The 14,957-nt window shown below is 70.7% G+C and carries 19 protein-coding genes; 14 read left to right on the forward strand and 5 right to left on the reverse strand.

Annotation, left to right across the window (positions count from 1 at the left end; genetic code table 11):
- Nucleotides 1–129: 129 nt before the first annotated feature.
- On the reverse strand, nt 130–1,545 hold the full coding sequence (locus E1294_RS37200; RefSeq protein ID WP_132515670.1) for a xylulokinase: 1,416 nt from the start codon (nt 1,543–1,545) through the stop codon (nt 130–132).
- Nucleotides 1,546–1,629: 84 nt separating this feature from the next.
- A complete protein-coding gene (locus E1294_RS37205) occupies nt 1,630–1,818 on the reverse strand; it encodes a hypothetical protein (RefSeq protein ID WP_132341854.1) in 189 nt (62 codons plus the stop codon).
- Between the two features lie 268 nt (nt 1,819–2,086).
- Between E1294_RS37205 and E1294_RS37210 the strand changes: the two genes are divergently transcribed.
- The 10 genes from E1294_RS37210 to E1294_RS37255 all read left to right on the forward strand — a co-directional run bounded on the left by E1294_RS37210 (nt 2,087) and on the right by E1294_RS37255 (nt 9,584).
- Complete coding sequence (locus E1294_RS37210) at nt 2,087–2,596, forward strand: VOC family protein (RefSeq protein ID WP_132515671.1); 510 nt, start codon at nt 2,087–2,089, stop codon at nt 2,594–2,596.
- A gap of 69 nt (nt 2,597–2,665) precedes the next feature.
- Nucleotides 2,666–2,902 (forward strand): hypothetical protein, encoded by a 237-nt coding sequence (locus E1294_RS37215; RefSeq protein WP_132515672.1) that lies wholly within the window; start codon nt 2,666–2,668, stop codon nt 2,900–2,902.
- A gap of 214 nt (nt 2,903–3,116) precedes the next feature.
- Entirely contained in the window at nt 3,117–4,277 is a 1,161-nt protein-coding gene (locus E1294_RS37220) for an MFS transporter (RefSeq protein WP_132515673.1), read from the forward strand.
- A 303-nt stretch (nt 4,278–4,580) separates the two neighbouring features.
- The gene (locus E1294_RS37225; RefSeq protein WP_246083566.1) at nt 4,581–5,588 is read left to right on the forward strand and encodes a S1 family peptidase; all 1,008 of its coding nucleotides are present in this window, start codon (nt 4,581–4,583) and stop codon (nt 5,586–5,588) included.
- 155 nt (nt 5,589–5,743) lie between these two features.
- Nucleotides 5,744–6,178, forward strand: coding sequence for a VOC family protein (locus tag E1294_RS37230; RefSeq protein ID WP_342775126.1), 435 nt, complete (start codon nt 5,744–5,746; stop codon nt 6,176–6,178).
- Between the two features lie 304 nt (nt 6,179–6,482).
- Nucleotides 6,483–7,088 (forward strand): fasciclin domain-containing protein, encoded by a 606-nt coding sequence (locus tag E1294_RS37235; RefSeq protein ID WP_132515675.1) that lies wholly within the window; start codon nt 6,483–6,485, stop codon nt 7,086–7,088.
- A 705-nt stretch (nt 7,089–7,793) separates the two neighbouring features.
- Entirely contained in the window at nt 7,794–8,042 is a 249-nt protein-coding gene (locus E1294_RS37240) for a hypothetical protein (RefSeq protein WP_132515676.1), read from the forward strand.
- A 13-nt stretch (nt 8,043–8,055) separates the two neighbouring features.
- Complete coding sequence (locus E1294_RS37245; RefSeq protein ID WP_132515677.1) at nt 8,056–8,898, forward strand: hypothetical protein; 843 nt, start codon at nt 8,056–8,058, stop codon at nt 8,896–8,898.
- Nucleotides 8,895–9,284, forward strand: coding sequence for a YbaB/EbfC family nucleoid-associated protein (locus tag E1294_RS37250; RefSeq protein ID WP_132515678.1), 390 nt, complete (start codon nt 8,895–8,897; stop codon nt 9,282–9,284). The genes E1294_RS37245 and E1294_RS37250 overlap by 4 nt, the downstream gene beginning before the upstream one ends.
- Before the next feature lie 3 nt (nt 9,285–9,287).
- Nucleotides 9,288–9,584 carry a YbaB/EbfC family nucleoid-associated protein gene (locus E1294_RS37255; RefSeq protein WP_132515679.1) on the forward strand — a complete coding sequence of 99 codons (297 nt, stop codon included), beginning with the start codon at nt 9,288–9,290 and terminating at the stop codon, nt 9,582–9,584.
- Between the two features lie 43 nt (nt 9,585–9,627).
- Here E1294_RS37255 and E1294_RS37260 read toward each other — a convergent pair whose 3' ends face one another.
- Nucleotides 9,628–10,044 (reverse strand): TIGR03668 family PPOX class F420-dependent oxidoreductase, encoded by a 417-nt coding sequence (locus E1294_RS37260; protein ID WP_132515680.1) that lies wholly within the window; start codon nt 10,042–10,044, stop codon nt 9,628–9,630.
- Between the two features lie 16 nt (nt 10,045–10,060).
- Nucleotides 10,061–10,996 carry a GlxA family transcriptional regulator gene (locus E1294_RS37265; RefSeq protein WP_132515681.1) on the reverse strand — a complete coding sequence of 312 codons (936 nt, stop codon included), beginning with the start codon at nt 10,994–10,996 and terminating at the stop codon, nt 10,061–10,063.
- Between the two features lie 41 nt (nt 10,997–11,037).
- On the opposite strand from E1294_RS37265, the gene E1294_RS37270 reads away from it, so the two are divergent.
- Together E1294_RS37270 and E1294_RS37275 are read left to right on the forward strand one after the other, a co-directional pair.
- Entirely contained in the window at nt 11,038–11,958 is a 921-nt protein-coding gene (locus E1294_RS37270) for a Rossmann-fold NAD(P)-binding domain-containing protein (protein WP_220448142.1), read from the forward strand.
- 67 nt (nt 11,959–12,025) lie between these two features.
- A complete protein-coding gene (locus tag E1294_RS37275; RefSeq protein ID WP_132515682.1) occupies nt 12,026–12,361 on the forward strand; it encodes a hypothetical protein in 336 nt (111 codons plus the stop codon).
- Between the two features lie 42 nt (nt 12,362–12,403).
- Here the strand turns inward: E1294_RS37275 and E1294_RS37280 are convergent, their stop codons facing one another.
- Entirely contained in the window at nt 12,404–13,240 is an 837-nt protein-coding gene (locus E1294_RS37280) for an alpha/beta fold hydrolase (protein WP_132515683.1), read from the reverse strand.
- A gap of 61 nt (nt 13,241–13,301) precedes the next feature.
- Between E1294_RS37280 and E1294_RS37285 the strand changes: the two genes are divergently transcribed.
- Nucleotides 13,302–13,898, forward strand: a complete 597-nt coding sequence (locus E1294_RS37285) for a CGNR zinc finger domain-containing protein (protein ID WP_165977674.1) — start codon at nt 13,302–13,304, stop codon at nt 13,896–13,898.
- Nucleotides 13,899–13,949: 51 nt separating this feature from the next.
- Nucleotides 13,950–14,936 carry a helix-turn-helix transcriptional regulator gene (locus E1294_RS37290; RefSeq protein ID WP_246083567.1) on the forward strand — a complete coding sequence of 329 codons (987 nt, stop codon included), beginning with the start codon at nt 13,950–13,952 and terminating at the stop codon, nt 14,934–14,936.
- The last annotated feature ends 21 nt before the right edge of the window (nt 14,937–14,957 follow it).

Consider the following 14,957-nt stretch of genomic DNA (forward strand, 5'->3'; position numbering starts at 1 on the left):
GTTCTTACGGCTGCGCACGGTGGGCCCCACCCACCGTCGTGGGTTCCCGCCCTTCCAGGGGAACGCTCACCAGCCTCACCGCCGCCCCGGCTCCGGCGCAGTCCGCCGGGCGGAGCCGTGCAGGAGCCGTCAGTCGAGGATGTGAGTCGTGGCGCGGGCGTAGCGGTGGCGGATGTCGGGGACGGCGGCGGCTTCGTACGTCTGGGGGGCTTCCGAGTGCCAGTCGGGGGTGGTGACCAGGGTGGCGGCCTGGTGGGCGGCGCCGTCGGCGACGTATTCGGCGGGTGGCGGCACCGCGATCGGCACGCCGAAGATCGTGGGGGCGATGCGGCGGACCGCCTCCGAGCGGGCCGCGCCCCCGATCAGCAGCACGCGTTCCGGACGCATGCCGAGCGCGTCGTGCGCGTCGGCCAGCCCGCACAACATGCCTTCGACGGCGGCCCTGGCCAGGTGGGCGGGGGTGGCGGTGGACAGGCTCAGCCCGTGGATCGAGCCTGTCGCGGTGGGGCGGTTGGGGGTGCGCTCGCCTTCGAGGTAGGGGACCAGCGTGAGCCCTTCCGTCCCCGGCGGCGCCTGGAGGGCGAGGTCGCTCAGCCCGTCGAGCGAGACGCCGGCGATGCGGGCGGCGGCGTCCATGACGCGGGCGGCGTTGAGCGTGCACACCAGCGGCAGGAAGCGCCCCGTCGCGTCGGCGAACCCGGCGACCGCGCCGGTGGGGTCGGCGCTGGGTGTCTCGGCGACCGCGAACACGGTGCCGGACGTGCCGAGCGACACCACGACGTCACCGGACCGGGCGCCGACGCCGAGCGCCGCCGCCATGTTGTCGCCGGTGCCCGGCGCGATCAGCACGCGCGCGGAACCCGGCGCCGCCTCCTGCGGCCCGAGCACCTTGGGCAGGTGCGGGACGGTGCCGAGGGCGGTCTTCAGCAGGTCGGTGCGGTAGGTGCCGGTCGCGGGGGACCAGTAGCCGGTGCCGGAGGCGTCGCCGCGGTCGGTGACGAGCTGGTCGAGGGGCGGCGTGGGGGCCTCGCGCCAGGCGCGCGCGTCGAAGGGGCCCGAGGCGAGGGCGCCGGCTAGGCGCCAGGCGAGCCAGTCGTGCGGCAGGCACACCGCCGCCGTGCGCTGCGCGTTGGCGGGCTCGTGCTCGGCCAGCCAGCGCAGCTTGGTCACGGTGAACGACGCCACGGGCACCGAACCCACCGCGTCGGCCCACGCCTGGGGGCCGCCCAGCTCGGTGACCAGGTCGGCGGCGGCCTGGGCGGAGCGGGTGTCGTTCCACAGGAGGGCGTCGCGGACGACGTCTCCCGAGGCGTCGAGGCAGACCATGCCGTGCTGCTGGCCGGCCACGCTGATGGCGGCCACGTCGTCGAGCCCGCCGGCCTCCTCGATGGCCTGGAGTAATGCGGCCCACCAGTGTGACGGGTGCACCTCGGTGCCGTCGGGGTGCGAGGCCCGGCCCTGCCGGACCAGCGCGCCCGTCTCGGCGTCGCGAATGACGACCTTGCAACTCTGCGTGGAGGAATCGACCCCTGCGACCAGCGTCACCCACGTACTCCTAACACGTGTACCAGCGCAAAGCTGGTTGAGATGGGGTAAATGCTACTCGATGCTCCCCCCGCGACCAGGTGCTCACAAGCCCGATGGGTCGCGGCCCACGCTGATCTCCTCGGCGATCCTGCGGATCTCCGTCACCTCGAGGCCGGGAGCCTTGGGCAGGTCGCGCAGCAACGCGTCCATCACCACGGGCACGGGCTGGCCTGCGAGCCTGCCCGCGATGCCGTGGACCGCCCTGAACAGCGCCTCTTCGGTGTCGTGCATCGGCAATCTCCTCGGTTCGGGTACCCGGAGAACGGTACGGCCTCGGTCCGACAGTTGCGCACCACACCCGCCCGCGTGTTCCCCACCGCCCGCTCCGGCAGCCGTCCGATCACGGCACGTCGCGAAGCGACCGGACTTTCCGATGTCGGGGGATGATCGTTCATCTGGCTGATGTCACGTTGAACGCGGGATGAATGCCGTGGCCAAGGCACCCAAAAGAGGTGAACTCTCATACATTTGTGGTGAGCTCCGTCGAGAGAGGTACACCATGCCGGTTCAGCGGCTCAACCACGCGGTCCTCTACGTTCGCGACACGGAGCGCAGCGTCGCCTTCTACCGTGACGCCCTCGGTTTCGAGGTCGTCATGGGCTTGCCGGGCGCCACGTTCCTGCAGGCCCCCGGCTCGACGAACGACCATGACCTGGGCCTGTTCGAGATCGGCGGCGACGCGGCCCCCTCACCGGCGGGCCGCACCTCGGTCGGCCTCTACCACCTGGCCTGGGAGGTCGACACCCTCGCCGAGCTCGAGCGCGTCGCCGCCAGGCTGCGCGAGCTCGGCGCGCTGGTCGGCGCCTCCGACCACGGCACCACCAAAGCGCTCTACGCGAAGGACCCCGACGGGCTGGAGTTCGAGGTGTCGTGGCTGGTGCCCGCCGCGCTGCTGACCGACGAGGTGCTCGCCGCCCGCTCCAGCATCCGCCCGCTCGACCTGAGCGCCGACAAGGAGCGGTACGGCGCACAGACCCGAGGCGGCGTGGGCGTGTCCATCCCGGTCTGAAGTACCGTGGTCATGACGGCTCCTTCGCCACGGAGCGATTCCACCGGGTGACTTCCAGGGGAAACGGCCATGCCAAGCGATCCTGACCATGTGCTCGACGCGATCGACGGCGTAGTCGACGAGTGGGAGACGCTGAGCGCCGACGCCATGCGCTGGGCGCCTCCCGAGAGCAAGAGTCCCGACCTCATGACCGAGGTGACCGAGATCTTCGGCCCGCTGGTCAACGCGTTCACGGAGGTGCTGCGGCCTGTCGGCGACGCGTTCGAGCGGGTCCTGCAGTCGTTCGACGACGACGACCGCGACTGACGCGACGGGCCTGCCGGCGGGCCCGTCCGCGCGGCGCCGCGCGGTGACCGCCGCGCGGCCCGGGGCCGCGGCGGGGTGGACGGCGACGGAGTGGGCGCTAGACTGCCCGGTATGACCTGGCGACATTGATCCATAACCAGGGGCCGGCGCGGGGCGCGCGGGCCTCCGAGGCGACAAGCACTCGGAGTCCCTACTCGTCCCCCTGGAAGGCCTCATGCTTGTCGCGTCGCTGTACGTTTACACGTTCCTCGGCGAATTCCTGCTGATCTACCCGGTCTATACGCTGCTGTTCATCGACACCGGGTTGTCCGTGGCCGAGACGTCGTCCCTGTTCGTCATCTGGTCGGTGACGGGCATGGTGCTCGAGATCCCGTCCGGCGCCTGGGCCGATCGGCTGTCCAGGCGCGCCACCCTGTTCCTCGGCCCGCTGCTGGCCGGGCTGGGTTTCGCTCTGTGGTTACTCTTCCCTTCCTACTGGGCGTTCGCGCTCGGCTTCGTGTTGTGGGGAGCCGAGGGAGCGCTGGTTTCCGGCGCCTTCGAGGCCCTCTCCTACGAGGAGCTGGAGCGCCGCGGCCAGGCGCACCGCTACACCGCCGTCATGGGCCGGGCCACCGCCGTGGGCACGGTCGCCGCCGCGTCGGCGATCGGCCTGGCCGTGCCCGTCTTCGCGGCCGGCGGTTATCCGGCCGTGGGCGTCGCCAGCGTGCTGGCCTGCGTCCTGTGCGCGGCCACGGCGCTCACCCTGCCCGAGCACCGCACGCGCGGCGGCGACGGCGCGGATGAGGGCTACCTGGCGATTCTGAAGGCCGGTCTGGAGGAGGCCCGCACGGACCGCCGTGTCCTGCGTGCGGTGCTGCTGGTCGCCTTCGTGACGGCGATCTGGGGGGCGCTGGACGAGTACATCCCCTACCTCGCGGCCGACACGGGTGTGACCAAGGCCGTCATCCCGCTGCTCATCCTCCTGACCTGGGTCGGCGCCACGGCGGGCGGCCTGCTGGCCGGACGCGCCCAGCACATGCCGCCCCGCGCGTACGCCCTGACGATCGCCCTCGCCGCGCTGGCCATGGCGGCGGGGGCGGTGAGCGGGCACCCGGCCGGGTTCGTGCTGATCGCCCTGGCCTTCGGGGCGTTCCAGCTGGCCGGGGTGGTGGCGGACGCGCGGATGCAGGAGCGGATCACCGGCACGGCCAGGGCCACCGTGACGTCGGTCGCCGGTCTGGGCATGAACGTGGTCACGCTCGCCGTCTATGCCGCGTACGGGGCGACGTCGTCGTACGTGTCTCACGGCCTGACGTTCGCCCTCATGGTGGTGCCGTACGCGCTCATCGCCCTGCTGACGGCGCGCTCCACGACGCTCGCCCCGGCGCGCCGGTGACCGGGGCCGCTCCCCGGCGGCGCCCGCTCGCCGCCGGGGAGCGGCCTTATAGGCGGACGGCCGCCGGTTCGGGCCCACGGCCGAAATCGCGGATATAACACCGAAATAGGGCCTGTTTGACATCTGACGAGAAGCGTTAACAACCGTTAACTTGACAGCACCCCCAATCGAGGAGTGCTCATGTTGAGTAAACGCGGTGCGGTGGCAGGATCCATCATCCTCGCCGCCTGCCTGGCCACCCCCCTCAGCCCAGCGTTCGCTGAACCGGCACCGCAATCAGCTCCCCCCTCCGCACCTCCCCCCGTGATCGACGCGCTCGAACGCGACCTCGGCCTGTCCGAGGAGCAGGTCATCACCCGGCTGGCCAACGAGCAGCGCGCCGCGGCCACCGAGGCCTCGCTCAGCGGCAAGCTGGGCGGCGACTCGTTCGGCGGCGCCTGGCTCAACGACGACGCCTCCAAGCTCATGGTCGCCACCACCGACCCCGCCGAGACCGCCGCCATCGAGGAGCAGGGCGCGCAGCCCGTCGTCGTCAAGCGCACGCTGGCCGAGCTTGAGGGAATCGTCCAGAAGATCGACCAGGCTCCGGAATCCGCCAGGTCCGGTGCCGCCCTCTGGTACGTGGACGTGACCACCAACAACGTCTCCGTCCAGGCGTCCACCGTGGAAGCCGCGCAGGCCCTCGCCGACGCCGCGGGCGTCGACAAGGAGGCGCTGAGCGTGTCGGCGACCGCCGAGCAGCCGAAGCCGTTGATCAACATCATCGGCGGATCGGCCTACTACATCGGCTCGAGCCGCTGCAGTGTCGGCTTCTCCGTCACCCGGGGCAGCACCCCCGGCTTCGTCACCGCCGGGCACTGCGGCCGGGCCGGTGCCAGGACCACCAACCCGACCGGCACCGTCCAGGGTTCGTCCTTCCCGGGCAACGACTACGCCTGGGTCGCCGCGCCCGGCAACACCCCGCAGCCGTTGGTACGCGGCTCCGGCGGCTCGACCGTGACCGTCCGCGGCTCCTCGCAGGCCTCCGTCGGCTCGTCCATCTGCCGCTCCGGCTCCACCACCGGCTGGCGCTGCGGCACCATCCAGCAGCACAACGCCAGCGTCACCTACCCGCAGGGCACCGTGAGAGGCCTGACCCGCACCAGCGCCTGCGCCGAGCCCGGCGACTCGGGCGGCTCGTTCATCTCCGGCAACCAGGCCCAGGGCGTGACGTCCGGCGGCTCGGGCAACTGCCGGGTCGGCGGCACGACGTACCACCAGCCGGTCAATGAGATCTTGAGCACGTACCAGCTCACGCTCCGCACCGGCTGACCTTCCCAGAACACGCGCAGCGCGCCCGCCGGCCGGGCGCGCTGCGCGCCTTTCCGCTCCCGGGCCCACCGCGGGCGGATCTCGGGACGGAGAAAACCCGGCGACGCGGCGATGAGTTTCCCGCGGCGGGCAGGTCTGTCGTAGGAAGGCACGCGGTGCTGGAGCCGGGGGAGAAGACCGGCGCACCGCGGGCCCCACGACGAAAGGCGGCGATCACCATGTTCGGCACGACAAAGGCGTTCAGCGGTTTCTCCGTGAACGACGTCGCGGCCGCGAAAGAGTTTTACGGCGGCACGCTCGGGCTCCGGGTTTCCGAGGAGCACGGGATGCTGACGCTGCACATCGAGGGCGGCAACGGCGTTCTGGTCTATCCGAAGGGCGACGCCCACACGCCGGCCTCGTTCACGATTCTCAACTTCCCTGTCGAGGACATCGACAAGGCGGTGGAGGAGCTCGCGGCGCGGGGGGTGCGTTTCGAGCGTTACGAGGGCATGCCGACGGACGAGAAGGGCGTTTTCCGCGCGGAGGGCCCGCCGATCGCGTGGTTCAGGGATCCGGCGGGAAACGTCCTGTCGGTCCTTCAGGAATAGCCCGCTCCTGCCCGGGGCGCCTTCGCGCGGCGCCTCGGTCGCGGCACCGGCTCGTCCGTCTGATGCGACGGGCCGGTGCCGCGGCACGCCCGCGACGCCATGCTACTGATGAGACTTAAATCCCTTATACGGCAAAAGTTTCGTTCTATGCCTTTTGTGCCTTTTGGGGTAAATGCAACTCCGACATGCTCTATGACCTCCGACACTGGTAGTGGAGACCCGGGTCGCGAACCTGGGCACCTTGACGCCGCGCCAGGCCCGCCCGGTACGGCGCCACAGAACACGGGGGTACACAGTGAAACGTATGCTTCTCGCGGCGGCCTTGGCGCTGACCGCCTCCACGGCCGGAATGACCGGCGCATCCGCGCACTCGCCAACCCTCTCCTCGCCGGTCCCCTCGCCGGATTCGTCGCCCGGCACCTCACCTGACACGTCGCCAGGGCCGGGGGGCGCCCCGATCGGCCCCGGATGCTCCGCGCTCGAGAGCAGCCTGCCGAACATCGCCGACCAGACGGCCGCGACCGCGCTCTCCGAAGTGCCCGACCTGTCCTCGCTGGACGAGGCCGTACAGGAGGCTGGTCTGGCCGACCGGCTCGACCAGGCCGAAGCGCTCACGATCTTCGCGCCCGACAACAAGGCGTTCGAGGCCATCCCGCAGGATGCCCGCGACCAGCTCATGGGCGACAACGAAGAGCTCACCAGGGTCCTGACCTACCACGTCGTGGAGGGCAAAAAGACGCCCGCCGACCTCGAGGAGGAAGGCACCCTGACGTCACTGGAGGGCGGCGAGCTCGAGGTCAAGGGTTCGGGCGAGAACCTGACGATCAACGACGCGAAGCTGGTCTGCGGCGGCGTGCAGACGAAGAACGCCACCATCTACGTCATCGACAAGGTCCTCATGCCCGAGTGACCGCCACCACCGGATCCACGCCCCGGACCGGGCGCGATCGCCAGGCCACCACCCTCGTGACCGCGCCCTGACCCGGGGCGTTTTCCCTGCCTCGCTCCATTGAATGCGGCAGCGGGCCGTACGGAGAAAGAGCCTGACCCGCTGTCAACCGACCTGGCCTTTTATCCGCGCCACAACTTGAGAGAACCCGAAGGCCAACGGTCGTCAACGTCTCGCGAGAGTGAATTTCGGCTGAACGTTTATGACAGCCTGCCAAAGAGGGGTGCGGACGGTTGTGGCGTTACTCGGTGATGGTAGAAAGACCCCGTGTCGACCGATGAATCGTCTTTCACGGCCAGTACGCCATCCGCGAGTGGTTCGCCGACCGTCTCTCCGAGCCCGTCGGCGTCCGGCCCGGCCACCACGCCGACGCCGTCAGCGACCACCACGCCGACGCAGCCACCGATTACGCAGCCACCGACGACCCAACCGGCCACGACGCCTCAGGCGGCCACGCCCGGGATACCCAGCCCTTCGGAGTCCCTGGTGAGCCCGTGCCCGCACACCCCCGCGTGCCCGCCGCCCGTCTGCCTCCCGTCGAGCCTTCGCACTCCGTCGGCACCGGCCGGCACACCCGAGCCCACGACGCAACCGCCGGGCACCTCGGGCGGCCCCCAGAGCGGTTACGAAACGAGCACAGGATACGTCCACCGGTTCGCCGGTGTCATGGACGCCTCAGCCACCGGCGTCAACACGCTCAAGGAGGCGACCCCGCGCTTCGAGGGCTGGAGCCTCGCCCCTCTCGCCGGTGTGCCCATCGTCGGGCTGATGTTCGTCAACCGGTTCAACACCATCACCGACACGTGGAAGGACAGCGCCGGCATCCTCTCCGAAGTGCTGCACACCGACAGCGGCAAGGTCTCCAGGGCCGCCGAGAATTACGCCGCCGCCGCGCGGGCCGGCACCGTCAAGTGAGGGGTGACGCCTGATGCCGACCGGCGAACCGCCGAAGCTGGTCCTGCCCGGCCAGACCGCGCCGACGGCCAACCAGCAACTCCACATCGCCAACGCCGGCGGAACGGTGCAACGGACCGTCACGGTCGCTCCGAAGCGCACCGACCCCGGCTTCTACAAGCGGCTGATCACGCAGCTGAACCCGCTGCGCCAGTCCACCAGGGCAGCGATGGCGATATCGGGGATCGGCGTCGCCGCGCTCGCCCTGGACGTGGCGGCCACCCTCAACCTGGGCAACCCGTTCCTGTTCTACGACCGCCGCGAGCAGTGGAAGGAGATGTCCGGACTGCTGGAGGGCACCCGGTCCGACCTGTGGCGCTCCTACTTCGACGACATCTCGCCCAACTGGAAGGGCGATGCGGTGGAGAAGCTCCAGGAATATGTGCGGTTCAACGTCAACGGCCTCTACAGCCAGCTCGGCAAGGTCTCCGACGAGATGAGCGGCGCCATGCACGGCCAGTACAAAGAGGTCCTGGAGTACGACCTGTCGGTGTTCGGGCTCTACGCCACTTCGGCTCCCATGCTGCGCAGCGTGGCCGCCATGAGCGCGCATCCGGTGGGGAAGGTCGCGCTGATGACCCAGGTCGGCCTGTTCATGAGCGCGACCGGCAACCTGATCAAGCAGTTCGCCGACGTGTACAACTCCTACGAGGGTGACCTCAACAAGCTGGAACTCAAGCTCAACGACCTGAGAGGCGCCTTCTTCCGCTCCGGCAACCCGGCCATGGGCGCGCGCGACCTCCACCTCACGCCCAACATCGAGGATCCGGCCATGATGGACGACTACTGGGTCCCCGTTTCCAGGGACGCCTCATGAGGCACGTCGACGCGTTCTCCGCAGGCCGGCTGGACGACGTCGCCGGGCTCCTGCGCGAGACCGACGGCTGGGCCCGCGCCGTGACCGAGGCGGTGGGCGAGCTGGAGGAGGAGCGCCTGGCGGGCGCCGACCCGTCCGGCACCGTCCGCGCCGAGGTGTCCGGCGCCGGCCGCCTGCGTACGTTGTCCATCGATCCGCGCGGTCTGCGCGCCCTCGACCACGTCCAGCTCGCCCGGGCCGTCCGCGAGGCGATCGTCGCCGCCCACCTCGCGATGGACGAGCGGCTGACCGAGGTCGTCCAGACCCTCACGCGCCGGCCCTCGGACACCACAGTGCCCGCCGACCCGCTCGCGGGCCACATCCGCGACGTCCTTCGGGGAGAGTGATCGATGGAGGAGGCTCAGGCGCGGCTCGAGGCGCTGATCGCCGCCGCCGAACGGGCGGAGGCCAGGGTGGAGGAGTGGACCGCCGCCGAGTTCACGGGCCGCGCCGACGGTGGCGGCATCGTGGCCGTCACCGACGCGCTCGGCGTCCTCACCCGGCTGGAGATCTCGCCACGGAGCAGGAGGAAGCTGGACGCGACGAACCTGGCCGCCGCCATCCTCGCGGCGATCACCACGGCCGAGGAGGCCGCGGCGGCGTCCCGGGACGAGTTCCTCACCGACCTCCACACCCCCGGGGCCTAGGAACCGTGCGCGTCGCCACGCCGATGCGCACGGCGATCTCCTGCTAGTCCGAGTACGCCCAGCCCGACCATCGGCTCACGTTGACGAGGATCACCGGCCCCTGCGGTCGTCGCTCGTGATACTGCGCGTACTTGGTGACGAGGTCGTCCATCGCCCGGTCCCGATCCGGCCCGCCGGACACGATGGCGGCCCGGCCGTCGGCGCGCACCCACCACAGCCGCGCCCATTCCTCGTCGTCGTAGCGATCGGCCAGGAGGCAGACGCAGGGGTTCTCCTCGATGTTGCGCAGCCGCCGCAGGCGGGTGGCCGACTTCGGCTTGTGATCGACGGCGATCGCGACGTCGTCGCCCGACACGGCGAACGTGACGGGCACCAGATGAGGGACACCGCCGCCGCTCACCGTGGCGAGGCGGGCGACTCGCTCGCCGGCGAACAGGTCACGTGCACGATCGCGGTCCACGCCTCACCCCTCCTGGCTACGTACCCGTGGGCACCTGGGTGAAGCTCGCGCGGTAGGCCGTGGGGGTGAGCCCGACCCGGTCGACCATGTGCTTGCGGAGGGAATCGGCGCTGCCCAGCCCACTCCGCGCGGCCACCTGATCCATGGGCAGCCGGGTGGTCTCCAGAAGTTCCCTGGCGCGGTCGATACGCCGGTGCAGCAGCCACTGGAGCGGGCTCATCCCGGTCTCCGCGTGGAAGCGCCTGGTCAGGGTCCGCACGCTCATCCTCGCGTGACCAGCCAGGTCGGCCAGGGAGAGCGGGCGATCGAGGCGTTCGAGCACCCAGGCTCGGGTGGCGGCGAGAGAGGTGCCGCGTTCGGCGGGCAGCGGGGTCTCGATGTACTGGGACTGGCCGCCTGGCCGCACGGGAGAGACGACGGCGAGCCGGGCTGCCGTGTTGGCGACCGCCGCGCCGTAGTCGATCCTGACCAGATGGAGGCACAGGTCGATGGCGGCCGCCGCGCCCGCCGAGGTGTAGATGCCGCCGTCCTCGACGAAGAGCAGGTCGGGTTGCACCTCGATCGACGGGAAACGGGCGGCGAGGTCGCCGGCCAGGCCCCAGTGGGTGGTGGCGCGGCGCCCGTCCAGCAGGCCGGCCTGGGCCAGGACGAACGCGCCCGTGCACAGGGAGGCGATGCGCGTGCCGCCGGCCGCGGCTTTCCGCAGGGCGTCGAGCGTCTCCGGGGGAGCCGGTTCGCCGCCGCTGCCGACGGCGATCACCGTGTCGGCGCCCTCCACCGCGTCCAGTCCGTACGGCACCACGATGTCCGGGCCTCCGACGGTCGCCAGCGGGCCGGGGCGTGCCGTACAGATGCGCACGGCATAGTGCGGAACGCTGTTGAACACCATGAGGGGGATCGAGACGTCGAAACTCAGCACGGGGGACACGACGACAACGGCGATGTGGTGCATGGCCAGATCCTCCGGATAGTCGGCATTCCGGCCACTATGCCATGAAGGCGCAGATCGGCATCGTGGTCGTCATGACCTTTCATGTGATCGTGGGTCGCGGGGCCACCGCGACCAGGACCGCCCAACACCTGGCCGACGACGGTGAGCGGGTACGAATGATCAGCCGCACCGGTGGAGGACCCGAGCACCCGCTCGTCGAAAGGGTCGCCGCGGACGCGACCGACACCGACCGGCTCACCCGGCTGGCGGAAGGGGCGGACACCCTGTTCACCACCGCCGCGCCGCCGTACCACACGTGGCCGGAGCAGTTCCCCGTCCTGTCGGCGTCCCTGCTCACCGCGGTCAAGCGGACCGGAGCGTCCTACGTGATGCTCGGCAACCTGTACGGCTACGGGCCGGTGGACCAGCCGATCAGGCCCGACTTCCCGCTGGCCGCCACCGGGCCCAAGGGCCGGGCCAGGGCCCGGGTATGGGAGGAGGCCGCCGCCTCGGGGGCGAAGGTCACCGAGGTGCGGGCCAGCCAGTTCTACGGCGCGGGCGCCTTCTCGGTGTTCAGTCTCATGGTGCAGCGCCAGGTGCTCGAAGGCCGGTTCGCCCTCGTGCCGCAGGAACCCGACGTGCCGCACAGCTACTCGGCGATCGGCGACACCGCACGTACGCTGGTCGCCGCCGGACGCAACGAGCAGGCGTACGGGCGGGCGTGGCATGCACCCACCTCCACCCTGTCGGTGCGCGATTTGGCCGGCCGGCTCGCCGAACTCGCCGGGGCGCCGGAGCCGCGCCTGGAAGAGCTGACCGAACGCGACATGACCCTGCTCGCGCTGAACGATCCGTTCTGGGCGGAGTTCCACGAAGTGCTGATCAAGCCGGGCCACCCGTTCGTCGTCGACCACTCCGCGACCGAGAAGATCCTCGGGGTGAGCGCCACACCGGTCGACGACGTGCTCCGCGAAGTGATCTGACGCCCGCCGGGCAGGTCGGCGTCATACTGTGATGCGGGGACGACTCGGAGGGGAGGCGCGGGCGCACATGAGCGAGATCGATCCGCACATCCACGTCGACCGGAAGGTGCTGCAGGCCGGCGCCGACTTCCGCAACATGATCACGTCGATGCTGGGCCGCGCACCTGACACGCCGGGGGCCGTCACCACCGGCTGCGGAATCCAGGTGCCCTACACGATGACCTCGCCGCATCCGGAGAGCGTCACCTGCCTCGCCTGCCGGGAACACGCTCACCAGGAGTATGTGCGCTTCGCCGACCTGACGGAGCGCCTGGGCGGCATGCCAGGCTCCCCCATGACCGGCGACCAGGCCACCCAGGCCGCACGATGGGCCCGGGACCGCGCGAAGAGGTTCGCCGGCTGACCTACGCCCTACGCGCCCGCTGGGCCAGACGAACCCCTCCAGTCAGCCGAGGAACCGTAGGAGCACCTCCGCGGTGTCGTACGGGCTGTCCTCGGGAAGGAAGTGGCCCGCGCCGGAGATCATGGTTCGGCGGGCGCCGGGAATCGCGGCGGCGAGGCGGGCGGCGGTGGCTGGAGGGAGCCACTGGTCGTTCTCGCCCCACAGGACGTGGGTCGGAACGGTGATCTCATGCAGCCGGGCCTCGATGTCCCGGGTGTCGTCGTCGCTCACGGCCGCGACCTGATCGATCCAGCGCTGCTGCCCGGCGGCTCCGTCCCACGGGGCCAGGTAGGCGCTCGCGACGGCCTCGGGCATGGGCCGGTGGGTGGCGGTGCGAAGACGCGGGCGGATGATGTCGGCGAAGACCTGCGCGGGCATCGTGCGGTAGACGTCCGCATGGGTCCGCATGTGGTGGGTGAACGGCGTCAGCCACGGACTGATGACGGCGGCGTCCAGGAGCGCGAGGCGGCGTACGGGCACCCCGTGCACCAGGTGGGCGCGTAGCACGGTGGCCCCGCCTATGTCGTGCCCGACCAGAGCGGGGGCGCCGAGATCCCAGTGCCTGACGAGCTCGGCGAGCGTGCGGGCCTGCAGATCGATGGACGGGACGACGCCCCGGGCCGGCCGGGAGTCGCCGAAGCCGAGCAGGTCCCACACGTGTACGGAGTGCTCGCGGGCCAGGATGGGGGCGACCTCGCGCCACAGAAAGGACGAGGCGGGAGTGCCGTGGACGAGGATCACGGGTGGCCCTTGGCCGAAGACGTCGGTGGCGACCTCACCGCCGGGCACGCGGACCCGGTGACGAAGCTTCCACGTGCCGGACTCGGTGTGCGTGCTCATGCCCACCTCCCATGTAAGGGGTATAGTTGCCTTATTCCGGTTACATTAGGAGAGGTAAGGCGTGAAAGCAACTTTTACCGGTTACGCGCGCGCGGCTGGGCTGGCGACAGACCTGGTCAACACCTCACCGGCGGTTCAAAGCGCGGGCGAGATGCTGCCCGACCCAGCCGCGCTCGCGCGGTTCCTGGCCGAGCACGACCTCCACCCCGACGCCCTGGCCGCCGGCCACACCCCGTCCCGCGACGATCTCGACCAGGTGCTCGCCCTCCGCCAGGAGGTCCGCGCCATCCTGGAGACCACCACCGAGGACCACACCGCCGAGAAGGCCGGCATGCTGGTCAGCAGGGCAGGCATCGGTCCCGGCCTCTTCCGTGACGCCGGCGGCAGGTGGCAGTGGTACGTCGCGACCGTCCCACAGGCTTCCCTCGCGGACGAGCTGGCCGTACTCATAGGCGTGGGACTGCTCGCCGTCCTGCGGACCCTGAGCCATGACCGCTTCCGCCACTGCGCCTCCCTCGCGTGCAACGGCATGTTCGTCGACACCAGCCGCGCGGGACGCCGCCGCTACTGCATGCCCGATCTCTGCGGCAACCGCGTCAACGTCGCCAACCACCGCGCCCGCCGCCCAGCCTCCGACTCCCCTTTCTTCTGCGGGTGAGCCGGCCCACCCTCCGGGCACACGGCGCAGAGGGCGTGTACGCCGAACCGCTTGGAGAACGGAGATCACCGCAGCCAGGTCAGGTCGGCCACGAACCTCTCATCCTCGGTCGGCCGCACCCTCGACGCGGACCGCATGATCGAGGCACTGGCACCGGACCCGTGGAAGCGCAGGCCCGGCGTCGTTGTTTCCCACCATATGAGCAGCGAACACCCTGCGGCCGGGCGGCGTCGCCGCGAACAGCTCCGCGACTACCTGCGCGCCTGCCGGGCAAGACTCACTCCCGGTGACGTCGGCATGGCCGCTGGGGGCAGGCGGCGGACACCTGGCCTGCGGCGGGAGGAAGTCGCCATGCTGGCAGGGGTCGGGGTGTCCTGGTACACCTGGCTGGAGCAGGGCCGCGACATCAACGTCTCGGCCGAGGTACTCGACGCGATCAGCAGGGCACTGTGCCTGACCGACCCCGAGCGCGCGCACCTGCACGTGCTGGCCGGTCTCAACCCGCCGCCGCGGACCGGCGGGTCGGGCGGCACTTCGGTCACCCCGGAGCTGCGCCGCCTGCTGGATGCGTGGATGCCGCGCCCGGCGATCCTGCGGGACCGCTACTGGAACCTGCTCGCGATCAACGACGCCACCCGGGCGGTGTTCGGTTACGACAACACCGATCACAACTGTCTGATCTCGTTCTTCACCAACGCCCGCTACCGCGGCATGCACGTGCAGTGGGCCTCGGTCGCACCGGCCGTCGTCGCCGCCTTCCGCGCCGACGCCGCACACGATCCAGGCGCCCCGGAGTTCAACCGGGTGGTGGACGGCCTCAGCGCCGTCAGCCCCGAGTTCGCCGAGCTGTGGGCGCGCCACGAGGTGAGCGTCCCCGAACAGGCCGTGAAGGCGATACGCCACCCCGAAGCCGATGATCTGTTCTTCGACGTGACGACCCTGACGGTGACCGACCACCCCGACTGGCACCTGGAGCTGTACAACCCCCTACCCGGCACCGAGGACATACTCGAACGGCTCGTGCCCTCCCCGGTCTGACGGCCGCAACAGCGTGGTGGT

It is taken from the genome of Nonomuraea diastatica, assembly GCF_004349015.1.
GTDB classification, from domain to species: Bacteria; Actinomycetota; Actinomycetes; order Streptosporangiales; family Streptosporangiaceae; genus Nonomuraea; species Nonomuraea diastatica.